Source organism: Providencia sp. PROV109 (assembly GCF_033681625.1).
GTDB classification, from domain to species: domain Bacteria; phylum Pseudomonadota; class Gammaproteobacteria; order Enterobacterales; family Enterobacteriaceae; genus Providencia; species Providencia hangzhouensis.
On the sequence record NZ_CP096320.1, the window covers coordinates 2262858 to 2281459 of the forward strand.

An 18602-nucleotide genomic window follows, 5' to 3' on the forward strand; every position below is an offset into this window, starting at 1 on the left:
CGAATGAAACAGTATGGTTTTTATTTTGACTCAACAAAATGCACAGGTTGTAAAACGTGTCAGGTGAGTTGTAAGGATGAAAAGGACCTTGATTTAGGGCCTAAATTCCGTCGGGTATACGAGTTTGGTGGTGGAAGTTGGCAACAGCAAGAGGGGATATGGCAACAGAATGTTTATAGTTACTATCTATCAATTTCTTGTAATCATTGTTCTAACCCTACCTGTGTTGCAGGTTGCCCAACCGGTGCAATGCATAAACGTGAACAAGATGGGTTAGTAGTAGTAGACCAAACCATTTGTGTCGGGTGCCGTTACTGCGAACTACGTTGTCCATACGGCGCACCACAGTATGACGAAAAGAAAAAATTGATGAGTAAATGCGATGGGTGCTATGAGCGGGTCGAAAAAGGGATGAAACCTGTTTGTGTTGAATCTTGTCCACAACGCGCATTGGACTTTGACGATATCAACATTCTTCGCGAGCGCCATGGCAATATTAGTGGGATTGCCCCCATGCCAAACCCAGCTCTTACTAATCCTAATATTGTCATTAAGCCGCACAAGGATGCTAAACCTTGCGGTGACAAGAGCGGTAAATTACAAAACCCAGCAGAGGTATAACATGCACGAACTTCCACTCGTTTTTTTCACCGTATTGGGGCAGTCGGCAGCAGGTTTATATTTATTGGTATATGCGAGCCGAAAACTGGGCATGTTGAGCGAAACCCAATTGCGTCATGCCAATATAGCGGCATTTGTCATTATGATCATTGCGCTAGCCATCGGTGGGCTACACGTTGGGCAGCCTCTGCGCTTCTTTAATATGCTTTTAGGTGTAGGCCGTTCACCAATGAGTAATGAAGCTTTGCTTAGTGGTATTTTTGTTGCTTTTGGGGCTGCAACTTTATTATTCACCTTGTTTATTAAAAATAAAGCGCTAAGTGAACTGTGCAATGTTGCCACGGTTATTTTTGGTTTGGCATTCGTCTGGTCAATTCCTCAAGTGTATAATATTGCGACGGTAGCCAATTGGTTTACTGTTTTCACAACCGTACAAATGTGGATGACTCTGTTAGTTGCTGGTGGCGCATTGGCTATTCTATTCGGTGCTCAGCGGTTAGGGGCGATGGCATTTTTGATTGGTTCAATTATTATTTTTGCCACTCGTGCCGCTTATGTGTCATTTTTAGGCGAAACAGGACCAGAGATTAGCGCTGAACAAGCTGGTTTTTGGAGCTTCCAGTTAGTCGTATTAGCGGTGATGCTGTTCGTTTATCCGGCTCTGTTATATCGCGGAAGAAACTCATCTGTAATATTAGGCTTATGTGCGCTAGCCGTTATTTTAGCGGAGTTAGCTGGCCGAATTGCCTTCTATAATTTATGGCAAATAACAATGTAATATCTTGATAAAAATGAAATAAAATGCCTACGGCGTAATTGCCATAGGCATTTTTTTATGGTTTACGAGCAACTAAAATAGCGCGTAATGGTGCAGGGTAGCCCTCGATAGTTTTGGTTTTATCATTAGGGTCTAAAAATTCAGCCAATGAATCTGTTTTCATCCATTGTGTGCGGCGTTGCTCTTCCAAAGAGGTCACTTCTTGGTCAACAATCCGGACATCAACAAAACCACATTTTTCTAACCAAACTTTGAGCATTTTAGCGGAAGGAATAAAATAGACATTACGCATTTGAGCATAACGGTCACCGGGGATCAAACACTGAAATTCATCCCCCTCAATAACTAGACTCTCTAAAACCAATTCACCTTCGCTCACTAATTGGTTCTTAAGTTGCCACAAATGGTCGAGCGGTGAACGGCGGTGATAAAGTACACCCATTGAAAACACAGTATCAAATGCCTTTAACTCTGGCAGTTGTTCGATACCTAAAGGCAATAAGTGCGCACGTTGGTCATCGCCCAATAATTTTCTCACCGCCTCAAATTGGCATAAAAATAATTCAGTTGGGTCGATACCGACAACAAATTTGGCATCTTGCCCTAACATACGCCACATGTGATAGCCACTGCCGCAACCGACATCTAAGACATAACGGTCCTTTAGTGATGAAATATGGGGTAATACGCGATCCCATTTCCAGTCAGAACGCCATTCGGTATCAATATTCACACCATAGAGAGAAAAAGGGCCTTTACGCCATGGCATTAATTGTTCAAGAATATTATTCAGGCGCCGAGTTTCACCCGCAGTGAGCTCGGGTTCACGTGTAGCAGTCACGCTGTTGCGTAAATCTAAATCAGTTGGGACCATTACAGGTAGGTTATCTAGCATTTTTTCCCATGAAGAAAAACCACCGTGTAACCCTTGTTTTTTCCATGCTGAAAGTTGTGCCGGAAGCGTTTCAAGCCAATGACTTAGGGGGCTAACCGCAATTTGTTGGTAAAAACGACCAAAATCAATCATGCTTAGGCCTCTTTAACCGCTAACAGTGAACCAAAATTAAAACACTGGAACCAAACTTCACAGTGAGTAAAACCCGCATTTTTTAAACGCGCTTTATGTGCTTCAACAGAATCTGTGAGCATCACGTTTTCTAACATGCTACGTTTTTGGCTGATTTCTAATTCGCTATAGCCATTCGCCCGTTTGAAGTCGTGATGCATATTGAATAATAACTCACCGATTTCTTTATCTTCGAAGTTAAATTTCTCAGAAAGGACTAAAATACCGCCGGGTTGTAGCCCTTGATAAATTTTACTGAGTAATAATTGGCGATCTTCTGGGTTGAGAAACTGCAAAGTAAAATTGAGCACAACCATAGAGGCGTTTTCAATATTTACATCACGAATATCACCTTCTATAACTTCAACCGGTGTGTCAGCGCGATAGGCATCAATATGGCGGCGGCAACGTTCAACCATTGCAGGGGAGTTATCAACAGCAATAATTTTGCTTTTTTCTACTGTAATATTACGCCTTATCGATAAGGTTGCTGCACCTAAAGAGCAGCCTAAATCGTAAACATGGCTGTTGGGTTTGACAAAGCGACCCGCTAGCATGCCAATCATCGTAATAATATTAGAGTAGCCTGGCACGGAGCGTTGGATCATATCAGGGAATACTTCAGCAACTTTTTCATCGAATTGCCAGTCACCAAGGTTAGCGATAGGCGCAGAGAAAAGGCGGTCTTTTGAGGTTGGATCCGAGTTTGACATAAGTTCTGTATTAATCAAAAACAAAAGTAGGGAAGGATTGTATCAGAAAGGCAGTCTACTGAAAATCAATCCATAAGCAATGAAATAATGAGCGGCACATTAATAATTCGTGCCGTTACAGAGAATAAAAACTAAAGATTAAATGAAACGATTTGTAGCCAAGGTAGGTAATAAGTATTGGCGATAACCATCAGCGCCATGGCAAGGTAAGTTGCTACCATGCCTGAACGGCGATATGAGTAATCGTGATTTTTTAAACCATAAGAGTGCAGTATTCGCCCTGCAATTAAGATCAAGCCACAAATATGAATCATCCACACTTGTGCGCCATTCATTTCCATTAAAAGCAATAAAATTAAAGAGATGGGAATGTATTCGATGGCATTACCATGAACGCGGATTGCGGTTTGTAACTCATAAAAACCGCCATCACCATAAGCTATACGGTATTGATTACGCAGCTTCACAACATTTAAGGATAATCTAAGCAGCAGTAAGGCACCCAGTACAGCGTACAAAGAGCTGACCATTTTTTACTCCACCATAAAACGAATCAAACTATGAAAACACCTAAAAATATAAGTTATAGTAATGGGTATTAACAATATTTGGTGAATTGTAAATCCTAAAAAGCCGTTCGACAAATGAAATCACAACTTTTTTAAGTAATCATATATGCTTTATTGAATTAATCCGTCTTTTTTTAATTGTGACAGAATGGTCACTGCCGTGCTTGAGCAGCGAGGTAAATCGTTAATGCTAAACCAATCCAATTCGGCAATCTCAGCAGCAGGATGGGGTTCGCCTCTATAGTCCGCAAAGTAGCAACGAATACGGACTTGCGTTCCATCTGATTTTCCATCAGCAGGGCCAATAAACTCGCCATAAAACCGGATAGAACTGATAACTAAGCCGAGTTTTAATTCTTCGGCAATCTCACGGCAGAGTGCTTGTACATCCGTCTCACCTTGTTCGCGTTTTCCACCGGGTATATAAAACAAACTTTTATTATGGGAACGCACCATCGCAATTTTGTGATCTGATAGGGTGATTAACCCAAGCTTATCGATGATTTTAACACTCATAATAGGGTCACTCTATTATTTACTGATGATAAAATAATTATGGTTATAAGTGAGTCATTAAGTAAACTGATAAAATTACTTAATGACTTAAATTAAATTTTTAAATGCTATTTCTTTTCAACGATTTTTATCAATTCATAACGAATACTTGGGGCATCAGCCGGTGGGTTAGGTACATCGAATTGCTTCACTTGTACAGTATAAGAGAAGCCTGGTTGATATTCGAAGCCTTGAATTGAGCTATAAAAAAGTTGCCAGTCATCACTTGGGTTTTCTTTCACTTTCATACACTTCATTGGGGCAACGCCCATACAATCAGCAAGTGAAGAATCAATATAAAAAGTTTTTGTATTATCAGTCTCTGCGGGTTTCATGTTTTGGCATCCAGCGAGTAGTACGAACATGGAAGTGGCAAGTAAAAATTTTTTCATGGGCAATCCTTAAACTGCAGATGATGATTAATTCAGCGTTATATCTATATATTTTTGATTATAGCAAACTGAAAAAGGTAACGATTCTGAAATAGAAAGATTAATGATTAAAGAGGTATTTATTAATCAATAATTGAATTGGAATGCATTAAGTGGTGATTTTTTACTCAAAAAGGCTTCAAACTGATGAAATAAACCTTTGCTGCAATATGTACATGGTGCGGATAGTCCCTTAAAATCGATAGGATCATCGTGATAGACGTCTATCTCGCTATTCAATTTTATTATTGTTGATTAGTAAAACAATAATTGATGAAAATATGATTAAAAACAAAATGGTTTACGCGTTATGTAGAATACGTAACTATTTGTCTAACAGAATTTCCTGTATAATGTCTGCCTTTTTGACATTCTGAATTTTCAGCCCGTGTTTCGCAAATAAATAGGGTTCAGCAAAATGCCAAAATCCCGCAGCAAGCAAAAGCACAACAGCTGAGTAAAAGGATATTGTATGCGTACTAATTATTGTGGGCAGTTAAACATCGCTCACGAAGGCCAAAAGGTCACTCTTAGTGGATGGGTAAACCGCCGCCGCGATTTAGGTGGTTTGATTTTTATCGATATGCGTGACCGTGAAGGTATCGTGCAAGTTTTCTTCGATCCCGATCGTAAAGACATATTTGAAAAAGCGTCAGAGCTGCGTAATGAGTTCTGTATCCAAATCACAGGGACAGTACGCGCACGTCCAGATAGCCAAAAAAATAAAGACATGGCAACGGGCGAAATTGAAGTTTTTGCTGAAGAACTGAATATTTTTAATAAGTCAGAGCCACTGCCGTTAGATAGCAACCAAACAAATACAGAAGAGCGTCGTTTAAAATATCGTTATTTAGATTTACGTCGCCCAGAGATGTCTGACCGTCTGCGTACGCGTGCTAAAATCACCAGCTTTGTTCGTAACTTTATGGATAAAGAAGGGTTCTTGGACGTTGAAACGCCAATGCTAACCAAAGCAACGCCAGAAGGTGCTCGTGACTATTTAGTACCAAGCCGTGTTCATAAAGGTAAATTTTACGCATTACCGCAATCACCACAATTATTTAAACAATTGCTGATGATGTCAGGTTTTGACCGTTATTATCAAATCGTAAAATGCTTCCGTGATGAAGACCTACGTGCGGACCGTCAACCTGAATTCACCCAAATCGATGTTGAAACCTCGTTCATGACCGCAGAGCAAGTGCGTGAAATTATGGAACGTATGATCCGTAATTTATGGTTAGAGGTAAAAGGGGTTGATTTAGGCAACTTCCCAATCATGACCTTTGCGGAAGCTATGCGTCGTTATGGTTCAGATAAACCAGACTTACGTAACCCAATGGAGCTGGTGGATGTTGCGGATATCGTAAAAGATGTTGAATTTGCGGTGTTCTCAGGCCCAGCAAACGACCCGAAAGGTCGTGTTGCGGCTCTGAAAGTCCCCGGTGGCGCAGTTATGACCCGTAAACAAATCGACGAATATGGTCAATTTGTTGGTATTTATGGTGCGAAAGGCTTGGCTTGGATGAAAGTCAACGAGCGAGCTAAAGGCCTTGACGGTATTCAAAGTCCAGTTGCAAAATTCTTGAGTGAAGACGTGATTAACCAGTTATTAGACCGTACTGGTGCCGTTGATGGCGATATCTTGTTATTCGGCGCGGGCGCGAAAAATGTGGTGACCGATTCAATGGGTGCGCTACGCTTGAAAGTCGGTCGTGACTTTGAATTAACCGATTTAAATAGCTGGCAGCCACTGTGGGTGATTGATTTCCCAATGTTTGAAGATAATGGTGAAGGCGGGTTAACTGCGATGCACCATCCATTTACGTCTCCTAAAGATTTCTCACCTGAAGAACTGGCGAGTAAACCTGAAGAAGCCGTTGCTAATGCGTATGATATGGTCATCAATGGTTACGAAGTTGGCGGTGGTTCAGTCCGTATTCACCGCAACGAAATGCAACAAACGGTATTTAGTATTTTAGGTATTAATGAAGAAGACCAACGCGAAAAATTTGGCTTCTTATTAGATGCATTGAAATATGGTACACCACCACATGCAGGCTTAGCATTTGGTCTTGACCGTTTAGTGATGCTGTTAACAGGAACAGATAATATTCGTGATGTTATTGCTTTCCCGAAAACAACAGCGGCCGCGTGTCTAATGACGAATGCACCGAGCCATGCTAACCCGGATGCATTAACGGAACTTGCTATCGCTGTGGTTGCGAAAGACGAAGAGTAAGTTCAATGAAAAAATATAAGCACCCAGAATCAGTATTAGTCATTATTGTGGCTCAAAATAGTGGACGGGTGCTTATGTTACGACGTAAAGACGACCCAGACTTTTGGCAATCAGTGACTGGAAGTTTGGAGCCTGATGAAAAACCGTATGAAACGGCGTGTCGTGAAATTAAAGAAGAAACAGGTTTTGAGGTTGATCAAAACCAGCTGCAAGATTTGTCGCACAGTATCATCTTTGAAATTTTCCCACATTTCAGGCATCGTTATGCACCCGATGTTACGCATTGCAAAGAACATTGGTTTAAAATGGTGCAAAGTGAAGAAAAAATGCCATTACTGACGGAACACAGCGAATATCGTTGGCTAGCACCAGATGAAGCGGCGAGCTTAACGAAATCCTGGAGCAACAGTCAGGCTATTTTAGAATTTGCTGTTTAATTATTTATTGACGTTTTTTGGAGATATTTCATGGCAGGTCATAGTAAATGGGCCAACACCAAACACCGTAAAGCGGCACAAGATGCTAAGCGCGGTAAAATTTTCACTAAAATTATCCGTGAATTAGTGACTGCAGCACGTTTAGGTGGTGGTGATCCCGCAACAAACCCACGTTTACGTGCAGCGGTAGATAAAGCATTATCTAACAACATGACTCGTGACACCTTAAACCGTGCTATCGCTCGTGGTGTGGGTAATGATGATAACGATAATATGGAAACCATCATTTATGAAGGTTATGGCCCAGGCGGAACGGCTGTTATGGTTGAATGTTTAAGTGATAACCGTAACCGCACTGTTTCTGAAGTGCGTCATGCATTTACTAAAACGGGTGGTAACTTGGGGACAGACGGCTCTGTTTCTTACTTATTTACTAAACGCGGCGTAATCACTTATGCGCCTGGTGTTGATGAAGATGCGATCATGGAAGCGGCATTAGAAGCGGGTGCTGATGATGTTGAAACTTATGATGATGGCGCAATCGATGTTTACACAACGCCAGAAACTTTTGGTGAAGTGAAAGATGCATTAGATGCTGCGGGTTTCACCAGTGAAGCTGCAGAAGTCTCAATGATCCCATCAACTAAAGCCGAGTTAGATGCAGAAACAGCGCCTAAATTGTTACGTCTTATCGATATGTTAGAAGATTCAGACGACGTTCAGGAAGTTTACCACAATGGTGATATTTCTGACGAAGTCGCTGCCACACTGTAAGTTGTGAGGCACTAAATGGCGGCCTAGTCATTTAGCATAATCCGCGTAGAGAAAGCGGGCTGATGCAGCCTGTTTTCTCTAACGCCTTCGATGCTTTCCTTCCTTTTATTCGCTATACTTGGCTAAGTATCAGTGCCATAACTCGCCTTTATTATCACTATTCTGAATGTTGGATTTGATATTCAAATAGCTATTTGATTGAAATTGATAGTATTATGAAGCTTATTAGAACAACATGATTAATATAAAGAGGCATAAGTAAATTTATATGGCGATTATTTTAGGTATTGACCCTGGCTCTCGTGTTACGGGGTACGGTGTTATTCGCCAACAAGGCCGGCAACTACTGTATTTAGGTAGTGGGTGTATCCGTACACAAGTTGATGATTTACCAAGTCGTCTGCAACGAATTTACGCGGGCGTCTCGGAAATTATCACTCAATATCAACCGGATATATTATCCATTGAACAAGTCTTTATGGCGAAGAATGCGGATTCAGCATTAAAACTTGGGCAAGCTCGGGGAGTTGCGATTGTCGCCGCTGCAAACATGAATATACCCGTATTTGAATATGCGGCTCGTCAGGTTAAACAAACGGTGGTAGGCACAGGAGCCGCAGAAAAAAGCCAAGTACAACATATGGTTAAATCGATTCTGAAGTTGTCAGCGAGCCCACAATCTGATGCAGCAGATGCTTTGGCAATTGCGATAACACATTGCCATTTCAATCAAAACCTTTTAAAAGTTGGCGACCCACGGTTAGTTTTAACTCGCGGTCGTTTAAGATAGCGAGTTTATCTTAAACAGAATTGCTTATTAATAAATAGCGCGCAGCTGGATATGCATCCAGCATTTTTTATGGTATAAACAACGGTATTAATGATAATAAATCAACCTGTTCAGGGTTTAGATAGTATGTTCAGGGTTTAGATAGCAATAGAGGGCTTCAATGTGATAGGTCGTTTACGTGGTATTGTTTTAGAAAAGCAACCTCCAATCGTATTATTAGAACTACAAGGTGTTGGTTATGAAGTCCATATGCCAATGACTTGTTTCTATGAGTTGCCCGAAATTGGTCAAGAAGCAATTGTGTTTACTCACTTTGTTGTTCGTGAAGATGCTCAATTACTATATGGGTTTAATGATAAGCAAGAAAGGGCGCTATTTAAAGAGCTGATCAAAGTAAATGGTGTTGGCCCCAAATTAGCCCTCGCAATTTTATCCGGTATGTCTGCTCAACAATTTGTGTCTGCTATTGAACAAGAAGCTATTGCATCACTGGTTAAATTACCTGGAATTGGTAAGAAAACTGCAGAACGTTTAGTGGTCGAAATGAAAGACCGCTTCAAAGGCCTTAATGGGGATTTATTTAATCAAAATAGCGATATTAATCTGCCAAGTGTAAATAGCAAAGTACCAAATATGGCTGATATTGAAGCGGAAGCCGCCGCCGCACTGATTGCTTTAGGGTATAAACCACAAGAAGCAAGCCGTATGGTGAGTAAAGTCGCAAAACCGGATAGTGACTCTGAAACACTGATCCGTGATGCCCTTCGTGCAGCACTTTGATTGAGAGATTTTTAATATGATTGAAGCCGATCGCCTAATAACTGCTGAAGTATTACAGTCAGATGAAGAAGCTATTGACCGTGCGATCAGGCCAAAGCTATTAAATGAGTACATTGGTCAACCTCAGGTTAAAGACCAAATGGAAATATTTATTCAGGCAGCGAAAATGCGAGGGGATGCACTTGATCACCTACTCATTTTTGGTCCCCCGGGGTTAGGTAAAACAACGTTGGCAGGGATTGTTGCGAATGAATTAGGCGTTAATCTACGTACAACCTCAGGGCCTGTATTAGAAAAGGCCGGCGATTTAGCTGCCATGTTAACTAATTTAGAGCCCCATGATGTCCTATTTATTGATGAAATTCATCGATTATCCCCAGTTGTTGAGGAAATACTTTATCCCGCAATGGAAGATTATCAGCTAGATATCATGATAGGCGAAGGGCCCGCAGCGCGCTCTATTAAAATTGATCTCCCTCCTTTCACGTTAATTGGTGCAACGACTCGGGCAGGGTCGCTCACATCACCATTACGTGACCGGTTTGGTATTGTGCAACGTTTAGAATTTTATCAAGTTGACGATTTACAACATATTGTCAAACGTAGTGCCCAATACATGGGGTTAGATATCACCGAAGAAGGGGCCTTACAGGTTGCTATGCGTTCGAGGGGAACTCCACGTATCACCAACCGTTTGTTACGTCGTGTGCGGGATTTTGCTCAAGTGAAAGGTGATGGTTCAATTGATGGGCTAATAGCTAACCAAGCTTTAGACATGTTAAATGTGGATGCTGCTGGTTTCGATTATTTAGATAGAAAGCTTTTAGTTGCTATTATTGATAAATTTATGGGTGGCCCAGTTGGGGTTGATAACCTTGCAGCAGCTATCGGGGAAGAGCGTGAAACCATAGAAGATGTATTAGAACCTTATCTTATCCAGCAAGGTTTTATTCAGCGCACCCCTCGAGGCCGAATGGCGACAGTTCATGCATATAACCACTTTGGTTTAACCCCTAAAGAAATTTGATTATATAAAATAAATAAGTATGGCCCCAATATTGTTATCAATATTGGGGCCATCTGTGCTAAAAACAGCGTGTGATGACTAAAATGCATAGCTTAAATTAATTTTTCGCTTTTATTGTTAAGCTAAGTACGAATAGAACAGCCGATACCAATACGACAGACGGCCCAGCAGGGGTATCGTAGAAAGCAGAAAGTGTTAGCCCACCAGTCACAGCAATCATGCCAATTAAGATAGCGATAAAGGCCATTTGCTCAGGTGTTCGAGCAAAACGTCGAGCCGTTGCTGCGGGTATAATCAATAAAGACGTAATAATTAACGCCCCGACAAACTTCATTGCAATGCCAATTGTTAGTGCGGTAACTAACATTAGTAATAAACGCAGTCTTTGAATATTAATGCCATCAACAAAAGCAAGTTCAGGGCTAACCGTTATGGACAAAAGTGCCCGCCAACGATAAAAAAGCAACCCGCAAACGACAATAACGCCAATAAAAATCGTTATAATATCTTCATAGCTGACTGAGAGTAAGTCACCAAATAAGTAAGCCATTAGGTCAACACGGACATTAGCCATCAAGCTAACAACGACTAAACCTAAAGACAGTGAACTGTGCGCCATAATACCCAGTAGAGTATCAACAGCAAGTTGTGGCCGCTTTTCTAGCCAAACTAAAATTAAGGCCAATAACAAAGTGACAGCAATAACAGCATAGAATGGGTTGATATTTAATAGAAGCCCAAATGCGACGCCTAGCAATGAAGCATGAGCTAGTGTATCGCCAAAATAGGACATTCGGCGCCACACAACAAAAGAGCCTAAAGGACCTGCCGCAATGGCAAGTAGCATGCCTGCTACCCAGCCGGGTAATAGTAACTCAATCATGTTTGCAGTCCTTGCTGTGTTGGTGACCAACAATAATATTGCCTTCTAAATCATGTTGATGATTATGTTGATGACGGTATACACCGAGTTGTTGAGCACCCCGATAACCAAACATTGCCACAAACTCAGGGTGGTTTGAAACAACGTCTGGCGCGCCAGAACAGCAAATATGGCCGTTAATGCAAAGTACTTTATCTGTTTTTGCCATCACGAGATGTAAGTCATGGGAAACCATTAATACAGCACAATTAAGCTCAGTTCTTAATTGATTAATTAAATCATATAGTGCAACTTGGCCTGTAATATCAACACCTTGAGCGGGTTCATCGAGCACTAACAGGTCAGGTTTATTGAGTAGGGCGCGAGCCAGTAAAACACGTTGAGTTTCACCGCCTGATAATTTTTGCATCGGTTGCTCGAGTAAATGCGTTGCTTTGACTCTTTCGAGTGCAGGTAACAAATGCTCTTTACGAGCACCGAGCTTTAATAACATAAAACGTTTAACAGTAAGAGGTAGCGTGGTATCCAGATGAAGTTTTTGTGGAACATAGCCAATAGCAAGAGAAGAGGGACGCGTAATGGTACCTGATGTAGGGGCAAGTAACCCGAGTACAACACGTACAATAGTTGATTTTCCAGCGCCATTTGGGCCTAAAAGGGTTACGATATCACCTTTATTCAGTTCAAAGGTAACATCGTTAAGGACCTGTTTTTCACCAAATGAAACAGAAATTTTATTTAAAGTCAGTAATGGTTGCATATGAAAAACATCTTGCAGAATTCATTTTGTGTTATATTATAACATTTCAAAATCAAAATCACGGAAAAAGACTGCTATGATACATAAATCGAAAAACATTGCCTGCAAATTTCTTTTCGGGGCGGTGGCGACCTCCGTATTAAGTGCAACTATGGTATCAACTGCTAATGCTGATGTTGTAACGTCAATTCGCCCTCTGGCCTTTATTGCCGCAGGGATTGCAGACGGTGTCACTGAGACACAAGTTTTATTACCAGATGGTGCTTCACCTCATGATTATGCACTTAAACCCTCTGATTTGAAAAAAATTAAACAGGCTGATCTATTCGTATGGGTTGGACCTGATATGGAAATGTTTTTACAGAAGCCAATCAATACATTACCACAGAATAAACGCCTAGCATTGGCTGAGCAGAAAAACATTAAGCCACTACTTATGGCGGAGTCACATGAAGATGAACATGATCACGAACATGGAGATGAAGCTAACCATGACAACGATCACGAACATCATCATCATGGTGAGTATAATATGCATATCTGGTTATCCCCAGAAATTGCAAATTACGCTGCGCAAGACATTTATGAGCGTTTAGTAGAGCTTTATCCTGAACAAAAAAATAAGCTAGACGTAAACCTTCGTAAATTCAAAGAAAATATGACGCAAAATGATCAGAAAATTGCTAATATTTTGCAGCCAGCTAAAAATAAGGGTTATTTTGTTTTTCACGACGCTTACGGTTACTTTGAAAAACACTATCAATTAGCTCCATTAGGGCACTTTACGATAAACCCAGAAATACAACCTGGCGCGCAGAAATTACATCAAATACGAACACAATTGGTTGAGCACAAAGCGCAATGTGTTTTTGCTGAGCCACAATTCAGGCCTGCTGTGATTGAAAGTGTAGCACGAAATACGGGGGTGAAAATGGGAACTCTCGACCCACTAGGAATTGGGCTGGCGATAGGGCCAGATAGCTACATGCAGTTTTTGACTCAATTATCAGAGCAATACGCCAGCTGCCTGGATTAAAAATAGAAGGAATTGTTTAAGTGCAGCAAATGGCCAAAAGTCTGGCTCAGGTATACGGTAGCCTGTCTAGGACACATAAAATTGTATTAAGTACGCTCACTGTAGCGACTATGGCCGTCGCAATTTGGCGGCCAGTTCATGTACCAACGACAACTGAAAATGATGGCACACCGGATACCATCATACCGCTCTCATTATTACCTGCAAGTGATGCTACCGATGATATAATTCAAGACAGTAGTGAACAGCTACCTGATGAAGGCCTTGCTGATACCGAAGCTGAAGCAATAGAGACAGGGGGAGAAGCTGCGCCTCTCCCCCATGAATATGTTGTTGCAAGTGGTGATAACTTAACGACTATTTTAACTCAATTCGGTATTGAAGCTGGGGATGTTGCAACGCTATCTAACCAACATAAGTCATTGAGAAACCTTAAAATAGGCCAATCCTTAAATTGGTCTTTAACAGAACAGGGTGAGTTAGAATCATTGACTTGGGATGTTTCTCGCCGTGAGACCCGTATTTTTACCCGCGTAGGAACGACAAATAAATTTGAAGAAACTAAGCAAATTCGCGAAGGTGAATGGACTAACAGTGTTTTAAAAGGTACGGTTGACGGTTCATTTGCACAAAGTACAAACAAAGCGGGCTTAACACGTAATGAAGGCCGTGAGGTGATTAAAGCCTTACAATGGCAGGTTGATTTCAAAAAATTGAAAAAAGGCGATAAATTCAGTGTGTTAATGAGCAGGGAAATGCTTAACGGGCGCAGTGAGCAGAGCCAACTCATTGGTGTTCGTCTGCAAACTAATGGAAAAAGCTATTATGCTTTTCGTGCTGAAGATGGGCGCTATTATGATAGCGAAGGGAATGGCTTAGAACGCGGTTTCTTACGTTTTCCAACCGCTAAACAGTTTAGAGTGTCTTCACAATTCAATCCTCGCCGAGTTAACCCAGTTACTGGGCGTGTAGCACCACATAAAGGCGTGGACTTCGCAATGCCTGTTGGCACGCCAGTACTTGCTGTTGGTGATGGTGAAGTGATTGTTTCAAAATACAGCGGCGCTGCAGGCAACTTTATTGCTATCCGTCATGGGCGTCAATATACCACTCGTTACATGCATTTACGCCAATTGTTAGTTAAGCCTGGGCAAAAAGTTAAGCGTGGTGATAGAATTGCGCTATCAGGTAATACTGGGCGTTCGACCGGGCCTCATCTACATTTTGAAATGTGGGTGAATCAACAAGCAGTAAATCCACTTACTGCGAAATTACCAAGTTCTGGTGGTTTAACAGGAAAAGAGCGTAAAGAATATTTAGCGCTAGTAAAAGAAACGAAACCACAACTTAAACTACAGTAACTTAAGTTTCTATTTTATCGCTGGCAGGTACTTGTATCTGCCAGTTTTCTTTGTAATGCTCCCGTAAACTATTATTATAAGCTATAGAGAGATAGCTAATATTCACTTGAGTACAGCATGAATAAAGATCAAGACACTGATAGTAAAAAAGGCTATATGCCAACTTTTCACCGTTCTTATCTATTACCTAAATATTGGGGGGTATGGTTAGGAGCGGGTATTTTGGCAGGATTGGCTTTCATTCCGGTTAAAATCCGTGACCCTTTACTCGCTAAAATAGGAAAATGGGTTGGGCGATTGGCTAAAAGTGGCCGTCGTCGTGCCAAAATTAACTTACTTTATTGTTTTCCTAAATTGACAGAACAACAACGAGAAGAATTAGTTGATCGTATGTTTGAAACCGCACCACAGTCTTTTGTTATGTTGGCAGAGCTATGTCTTCGTGGTGCAAGTAAAACGCTAGCTAGAACGCATTGGCATAATCAAGAAATTATAGAGCGCTTAAAACAGCAACAAAGCAATGTTATTTTTATGGTTCCTCATGGCTGGGCCGTTGATGCACCAGCGATGTTATTAGCAGCAAAAGGCCAGAAAATGGCTGCAATGTTTCATCACCAAAAGAACCCAGTTGCAGATTATTTATGGAATAAAGCGAGATACCATTTCGGGGGGCGCTTGCATTCAAGAGAAGCGGGTATTAAGCCTTTTATTGCTTCTGTTAGACAAGGATATTGGGGGTTTTATCTTCCAGACCAAGATCATGGTGAGGAGCATAGCGAATTTGTTGATTTTTTTGGTACATATAAGGCAACATTACCTGCAATCGGTAGGTTAATGAAAGTTTGTAAAGCGAAAGTTGTGCCACTATTTCCCGTTTATGACCATAAAACGCATCAATTGCATATTTTTATCCGTGAACCAATGGATGATATCGATGGTAAGGACGATAAGTATATTGCACGAAGAATGAATGAGGAGCTGGAATATCTGGTTTCCCCGAACTTAGAACAATACACATGGATACTAAAGCTATTAAAAACGCGAAAAGAGGGAGAAATAGAACCTTATCAGCGAAAAGATCTTTACCGTTAGTGTCCAGATCTACAGAATAATTTTTGAGCCATTACCTTTTGAGTAATGGCTTTTTTTTGTCTAAAAGTGTGCTCATCATAGAAATATACACTTAATCCCCATAATTTTGAAAAGCTGGGTACTATTATTAATGGTGCATAGTTATTTAATTTATTTTTATATTTCTTGGTTTTATTATTAGGCTGTTTTTAGTTACTTGTATTGATCTTTTCGAGAGTATAAGAGAACTGATAGCTTTACATAAAAAAATATCCCCTATTAAAAATGATTATCGATATATCAAAATAAATAACTTAAAAACTTTTAAATATATGAGTAAATAAGGAATGGTATGTAAAAGTATTTATTAACGATAAATAAAATATATCTCCCAGGTTAATAATTTGGAGACTCTATGGTTAAAACCCGAACTACGCTAGACCAATGGATAACCCTACAAGCGGTGGTTGACTACGGTGGTTTTGCTCAAGCAGCTGAAATCTTGCATAGAACACAATCATCAATTAGTTATACCATCAGTAAATTAGAGCAAACGTTAGAAATTGAAATATTTTCTTTAGAAAAACGTCGTGCAGTATTAACTAAACAAGGAGAACAGTTATTAGCGTTATCAAGAGAAGTAACAAATAAAGCGATTTCATTAGAAGAGGTTGCCAAGTCATTAAATTATGAGGGAAATAATAAAATTAATATAGTTATAGATTCGCTATATCAAAGTGATGAAATACTTAAAAAAATTGGAGAGCTAAGCTGCTCTAGAAAGGATTATGATATTGATCTTAAGAAGATTTCACTAAGAAAATCAGATGTTTTTACAATTAAAAATTATGATTTACTAATTACTCATAATTACATTGAGTCGTTAAATCCCATATTTCTTGAACAGGTTGAAGCGGTGCTTGTAACCAACCCAAATCATAAGCTGCAACATTGTTCAGTTGACAATATACTGAAAATAATGGAAAAAACAGCCTCAATTTCTTTGAAGCTTACAGGTATGAATGGGATCAAAAGCATCCAAACTATCCATATTTCTAATGTGGAATTAGCAATTAAATTAGCCGAAAATTCGGTTGGTTATTTATGGTTGCCGAAAAATTTAATCCAGAAAGAATTAAATAATAATTCATTAAAAGAGCTGAAAATAGTAAATAAAAAGTCGTTCTATAATTTTTATATGTATATTAATAAAATCTCAATGGCAAATGAAATTTTAAAAAACTATCTAATTGCTAATAAAAAATCCAAATAAAAGAGCCAGTTCATAAATGATAAAAACAAAGTATTAATATTTTAGATGCAATTTTAAAAAATTCAATGTATCCATTGGTTAACTTAACTAAAGGTAGATGATATATTTCTTCTGAACTAAAAATATGAGTGATTTATTTGTTTATGTAGTAATTAATAATTAAAAATCTATATTATAGGAACTATTATGAGTATTCTAAAAAAATCCCTAACTATAATAGGGGTTACTTTAGCTGTAACATCTACGCCAACTGTTTTTGCTTCAGGTACAATTAACTTTACTGGGGAAATAACTGATATAGCTTGTACAGTTGATAGCAATTCAAAAAATTTAAATGTTGACCTTGGAAAGGTATCAGCTAAAAGTTTAGCCGCACAAGGAGAAGTGGCGGGTTTAAAAAACTTTACTATTAAACTTGTTGATTGTCCAACAAACTCCAAAGTAACTGTACGTTTCGGTGGCACACGTGATACCGCAGACAACGATATTCTTGCAATTAACCAAGCTGTAGGTGTTGCAAATAATGTCGGTGTTGCTTTATTTGAAAAAGATGCAATAACGCAAATTAAGTTGTTTGAAGATTCAAAACAAATTGAATTCGATGGTACAACAGTAGACTTAGACTATGTTGCTCGTTATAAAGCGACTGGTGTAGTAACTGCAGGGCCTGCTAATAGCAGTGCAGTATACAGTATTCAATATCATTAACTAATTGGAGAGTGACAATGGTTACTCTCCTTCTTATTTCAATATAATGGTTGTTTTATGAAAAAAATATTTTTTTCAATCTGTATATGTTTTTTTTCTATAGCTAACACCTCTCAAGCCTCAGGGATTAGTGTAGGTGGAACACGTTTTGTCTATGAAGAAAATAAACGTGAAATTGATATTCCTATTTTCAATAGTGATAAAGAAAAACCTTTTTTAATTCAAAGCTGGGTATCACCATTTGGCGGAGAGGGGAAAGCACCATTTATTGCCATACCACCATTATTTCGTATTGAGCCAGATACAAATGGTTCAGCTAGAATTTCTTATATAGGTGAGCCTATCGGTTCAAATACTGAACAAATTTATTTGCTTAATATCAAATCAATACCACCAAAAAATAATAGTATTGAGAATGAACTACAGATAATCATAAATTCACAGTTTAAATTATTTTTAAGGTCGAAAGATATAGAGCCATTCGACTTTAAAAAAATTTTTTTAGTTGAGAAACCAGATGGGATTATGATTGATAACCAAACTCCATATCACTTATCAATCAAAAATATCCTTGACAATGGCAGGGTCATTGACGGTGCTAGTTTAATATATCCATTCAAAAATGACTATATCATTAAGAAAAAAATAAATAATGGTGACTCAATAGTTGTTCAATTTATCAATGACTATGGCGCTATTATAGAGAAAAAAACCAAATAAGAGTCTC

Annotated in this window: 21 protein-coding genes; 14 read left to right on the forward strand and 7 right to left on the reverse strand. The window is 39.5% G+C overall.

Features of this window, described 5'->3' with window-relative positions:
- Nucleotides 1-3 precede the first annotated feature (3 nt).
- Together M1F25_RS10455 and M1F25_RS10460 are read left to right on the forward strand one after the other, a co-directional pair.
- A complete protein-coding gene (locus M1F25_RS10455; protein ID WP_096864850.1) occupies nt 4-621 on the forward strand; it encodes a DMSO/selenate family reductase complex B subunit in 618 nt (205 codons plus the stop codon).
- Nucleotide 622: 1 nt separating this feature from the next.
- Entirely contained in the window at nt 623-1399 is a 777-nt protein-coding gene (locus tag M1F25_RS10460; protein WP_096864851.1) for a dimethyl sulfoxide reductase anchor subunit family protein, read from the forward strand.
- Nucleotides 1400-1454: 55 nt separating this feature from the next.
- Here the strand turns inward: M1F25_RS10460 and cmoB are convergent, their stop codons facing one another.
- The 5 genes from cmoB to M1F25_RS10485 all read right to left on the reverse strand — a co-directional run bounded on the left by cmoB (nt 1455) and on the right by M1F25_RS10485 (nt 4694).
- A complete protein-coding gene (cmoB, locus tag M1F25_RS10465; RefSeq protein WP_094962962.1) occupies nt 1455-2426 on the reverse strand; it encodes a tRNA 5-methoxyuridine(34)/uridine 5-oxyacetic acid(34) synthase CmoB in 972 nt (323 codons plus the stop codon).
- A gap of 2 nt (nt 2427-2428) precedes the next feature.
- Nucleotides 2429-3178, reverse strand: coding sequence for a carboxy-S-adenosyl-L-methionine synthase CmoA (gene cmoA, locus M1F25_RS10470; RefSeq protein ID WP_004255051.1), 750 nt, complete (start codon nt 3176-3178; stop codon nt 2429-2431).
- 131 nt (nt 3179-3309) lie between these two features.
- Nucleotides 3310-3708: an MAPEG family protein gene (locus M1F25_RS10475; RefSeq protein WP_004255048.1), complete on the reverse strand. Its 399-nt coding sequence runs from the start codon at nt 3706-3708 to the stop codon at nt 3310-3312.
- Nucleotides 3709-3858: 150 nt separating this feature from the next.
- Nucleotides 3859-4263: an NUDIX hydrolase gene (locus M1F25_RS10480; RefSeq protein WP_144139911.1), complete on the reverse strand. Its 405-nt coding sequence runs from the start codon at nt 4261-4263 to the stop codon at nt 3859-3861.
- A gap of 107 nt (nt 4264-4370) precedes the next feature.
- Entirely contained in the window at nt 4371-4694 is a 324-nt protein-coding gene (locus M1F25_RS10485) for a DUF4377 domain-containing protein (protein WP_004255044.1), read from the reverse strand.
- A 511-nt stretch (nt 4695-5205) separates the two neighbouring features.
- On the opposite strand from M1F25_RS10485, the gene aspS reads away from it, so the two are divergent.
- The 6 genes from aspS to ruvB all read left to right on the forward strand — a co-directional run bounded on the left by aspS (nt 5206) and on the right by ruvB (nt 10783).
- A complete protein-coding gene (gene aspS / locus M1F25_RS10490) occupies nt 5206-6975 on the forward strand; it encodes an aspartate--tRNA ligase (protein ID WP_164455692.1) in 1770 nt (589 codons plus the stop codon).
- A 5-nt stretch (nt 6976-6980) separates the two neighbouring features.
- The gene (nudB, locus tag M1F25_RS10495; RefSeq protein ID WP_181489651.1) at nt 6981-7412 is read left to right on the forward strand and encodes a dihydroneopterin triphosphate diphosphatase; all 432 of its coding nucleotides are present in this window, start codon (nt 6981-6983) and stop codon (nt 7410-7412) included.
- A gap of 30 nt (nt 7413-7442) precedes the next feature.
- Nucleotides 7443-8186: a YebC/PmpR family DNA-binding transcriptional regulator gene (locus M1F25_RS10500; protein WP_004255032.1), complete on the forward strand. Its 744-nt coding sequence runs from the start codon at nt 7443-7445 to the stop codon at nt 8184-8186.
- A gap of 268 nt (nt 8187-8454) precedes the next feature.
- Nucleotides 8455-8976 carry a crossover junction endodeoxyribonuclease RuvC gene (gene ruvC, locus M1F25_RS10505; protein WP_004255028.1) on the forward strand — a complete coding sequence of 174 codons (522 nt, stop codon included), beginning with the start codon at nt 8455-8457 and terminating at the stop codon, nt 8974-8976.
- 162 nt (nt 8977-9138) lie between these two features.
- Nucleotides 9139-9756 carry a Holliday junction branch migration protein RuvA gene (gene ruvA, locus M1F25_RS10510; protein WP_004255023.1) on the forward strand — a complete coding sequence of 206 codons (618 nt, stop codon included), beginning with the start codon at nt 9139-9141 and terminating at the stop codon, nt 9754-9756.
- Nucleotides 9757-9772: 16 nt separating this feature from the next.
- Complete coding sequence (gene ruvB, locus M1F25_RS10515; RefSeq protein ID WP_004255021.1) at nt 9773-10783, forward strand: Holliday junction branch migration DNA helicase RuvB; 1011 nt, start codon at nt 9773-9775, stop codon at nt 10781-10783.
- Nucleotides 10784-10880: 97 nt separating this feature from the next.
- Here the strand turns inward: ruvB and znuB are convergent, their stop codons facing one another.
- A complete protein-coding gene (gene znuB, locus M1F25_RS10520) occupies nt 10881-11666 on the reverse strand; it encodes a zinc ABC transporter permease subunit ZnuB (RefSeq protein WP_094962966.1) in 786 nt (261 codons plus the stop codon).
- Nucleotides 11659-12426, reverse strand: coding sequence for a zinc ABC transporter ATP-binding protein ZnuC (gene znuC / locus M1F25_RS10525; RefSeq protein ID WP_004255015.1), 768 nt, complete (start codon nt 12424-12426; stop codon nt 11659-11661). Before znuC ends, znuB begins: the two co-directional genes overlap by 8 nt.
- A 76-nt stretch (nt 12427-12502) precedes the next feature.
- Between znuC and znuA the strand changes: the two genes are divergently transcribed.
- From znuA to M1F25_RS10555, 6 genes are all read left to right on the forward strand, one after another.
- Nucleotides 12503-13462: a zinc ABC transporter substrate-binding protein ZnuA gene (znuA, locus tag M1F25_RS10530; protein WP_110591670.1), complete on the forward strand. Its 960-nt coding sequence runs from the start codon at nt 12503-12505 to the stop codon at nt 13460-13462.
- Between the two features lie 20 nt (nt 13463-13482).
- Nucleotides 13483-14823: a murein DD-endopeptidase MepM gene (gene mepM, locus M1F25_RS10535; protein WP_094962968.1), complete on the forward strand. Its 1341-nt coding sequence runs from the start codon at nt 13483-13485 to the stop codon at nt 14821-14823.
- Nucleotides 14824-14940: 117 nt separating this feature from the next.
- Nucleotides 14941-15915, forward strand: coding sequence for a lauroyl-Kdo(2)-lipid IV(A) myristoyltransferase (lpxM, locus tag M1F25_RS10540; protein ID WP_004255007.1), 975 nt, complete (start codon nt 14941-14943; stop codon nt 15913-15915).
- Between the two features lie 394 nt (nt 15916-16309).
- On the forward strand, nt 16310-17167 hold the full coding sequence (locus M1F25_RS10545) for a LysR family transcriptional regulator (RefSeq protein WP_181489652.1): 858 nt from the start codon (nt 16310-16312) through the stop codon (nt 17165-17167).
- Between the two features lie 186 nt (nt 17168-17353).
- Nucleotides 17354-17875 carry a fimbrial protein gene (locus M1F25_RS10550; protein ID WP_004255004.1) on the forward strand — a complete coding sequence of 174 codons (522 nt, stop codon included), beginning with the start codon at nt 17354-17356 and terminating at the stop codon, nt 17873-17875.
- A gap of 57 nt (nt 17876-17932) precedes the next feature.
- Nucleotides 17933-18595 carry a molecular chaperone gene (locus M1F25_RS10555; protein WP_112307022.1) on the forward strand — a complete coding sequence of 221 codons (663 nt, stop codon included), beginning with the start codon at nt 17933-17935 and terminating at the stop codon, nt 18593-18595.
- Nucleotides 18596-18602 lie beyond the last annotated feature (7 nt).

Bases quoted from the DNA above. Each gene is read 5' to 3' on its own strand.
- M1F25_RS10545 (WP_181489652.1), top strand. From the start codon at position 16,310: ATGGTTAAAACCCGAACTACGCTAGACCAATGGATAACCCTACAAGCG.
- ruvB (WP_004255021.1), top strand. From the start codon at position 9,773: ATGATTGAAGCCGATCGCCTAATAACTGCTGAAGTATTACAGTCAGAT.
- M1F25_RS10485 (WP_004255044.1), bottom strand. From the start codon at position 4,694: ATGAAAAAATTTTTACTTGCCACTTCCATGTTCGTACTACTCGCTGGA.
- M1F25_RS10460 (WP_096864851.1), top strand. From the start codon at position 623: ATGCACGAACTTCCACTCGTTTTTTTCACCGTATTGGGGCAGTCGGCA.
- nudB (WP_181489651.1), top strand. From the start codon at position 6,981: ATGAAAAAATATAAGCACCCAGAATCAGTATTAGTCATTATTGTGGCT.
- M1F25_RS10455 (WP_096864850.1), top strand. From the start codon at position 4: ATGAAACAGTATGGTTTTTATTTTGACTCAACAAAATGCACAGGTTGT.
- aspS (WP_164455692.1), top strand. From the start codon at position 5,206: ATGCGTACTAATTATTGTGGGCAGTTAAACATCGCTCACGAAGGCCAA.
- cmoA (WP_004255051.1), bottom strand. From the start codon at position 3,178: ATGTCAAACTCGGATCCAACCTCAAAAGACCGCCTTTTCTCTGCGCCT.
- M1F25_RS10480 (WP_144139911.1), bottom strand. From the start codon at position 4,263: ATGAGTGTTAAAATCATCGATAAGCTTGGGTTAATCACCCTATCAGAT.
- M1F25_RS10550 (WP_004255004.1), top strand. From the start codon at position 17,354: ATGAGTATTCTAAAAAAATCCCTAACTATAATAGGGGTTACTTTAGCT.
- M1F25_RS10555 (WP_112307022.1), top strand. From the start codon at position 17,933: ATGAAAAAAATATTTTTTTCAATCTGTATATGTTTTTTTTCTATAGCT.
- ruvC (WP_004255028.1), top strand. From the start codon at position 8,455: ATGGCGATTATTTTAGGTATTGACCCTGGCTCTCGTGTTACGGGGTAC.
- znuA (WP_110591670.1), top strand. From the start codon at position 12,503: ATGATACATAAATCGAAAAACATTGCCTGCAAATTTCTTTTCGGGGCG.
- M1F25_RS10500 (WP_004255032.1), top strand. From the start codon at position 7,443: ATGGCAGGTCATAGTAAATGGGCCAACACCAAACACCGTAAAGCGGCA.
- lpxM (WP_004255007.1), top strand. From the start codon at position 14,941: ATGAATAAAGATCAAGACACTGATAGTAAAAAAGGCTATATGCCAACT.
- znuB (WP_094962966.1), bottom strand. From the start codon at position 11,666: ATGATTGAGTTACTATTACCCGGCTGGGTAGCAGGCATGCTACTTGCC.
- M1F25_RS10475 (WP_004255048.1), bottom strand. From the start codon at position 3,708: ATGGTCAGCTCTTTGTACGCTGTACTGGGTGCCTTACTGCTGCTTAGA.
- cmoB (WP_094962962.1), bottom strand. From the start codon at position 2,426: ATGATTGATTTTGGTCGTTTTTACCAACAAATTGCGGTTAGCCCCCTA.
- znuC (WP_004255015.1), bottom strand. From the start codon at position 12,426: ATGCAACCATTACTGACTTTAAATAAAATTTCTGTTTCATTTGGTGAA.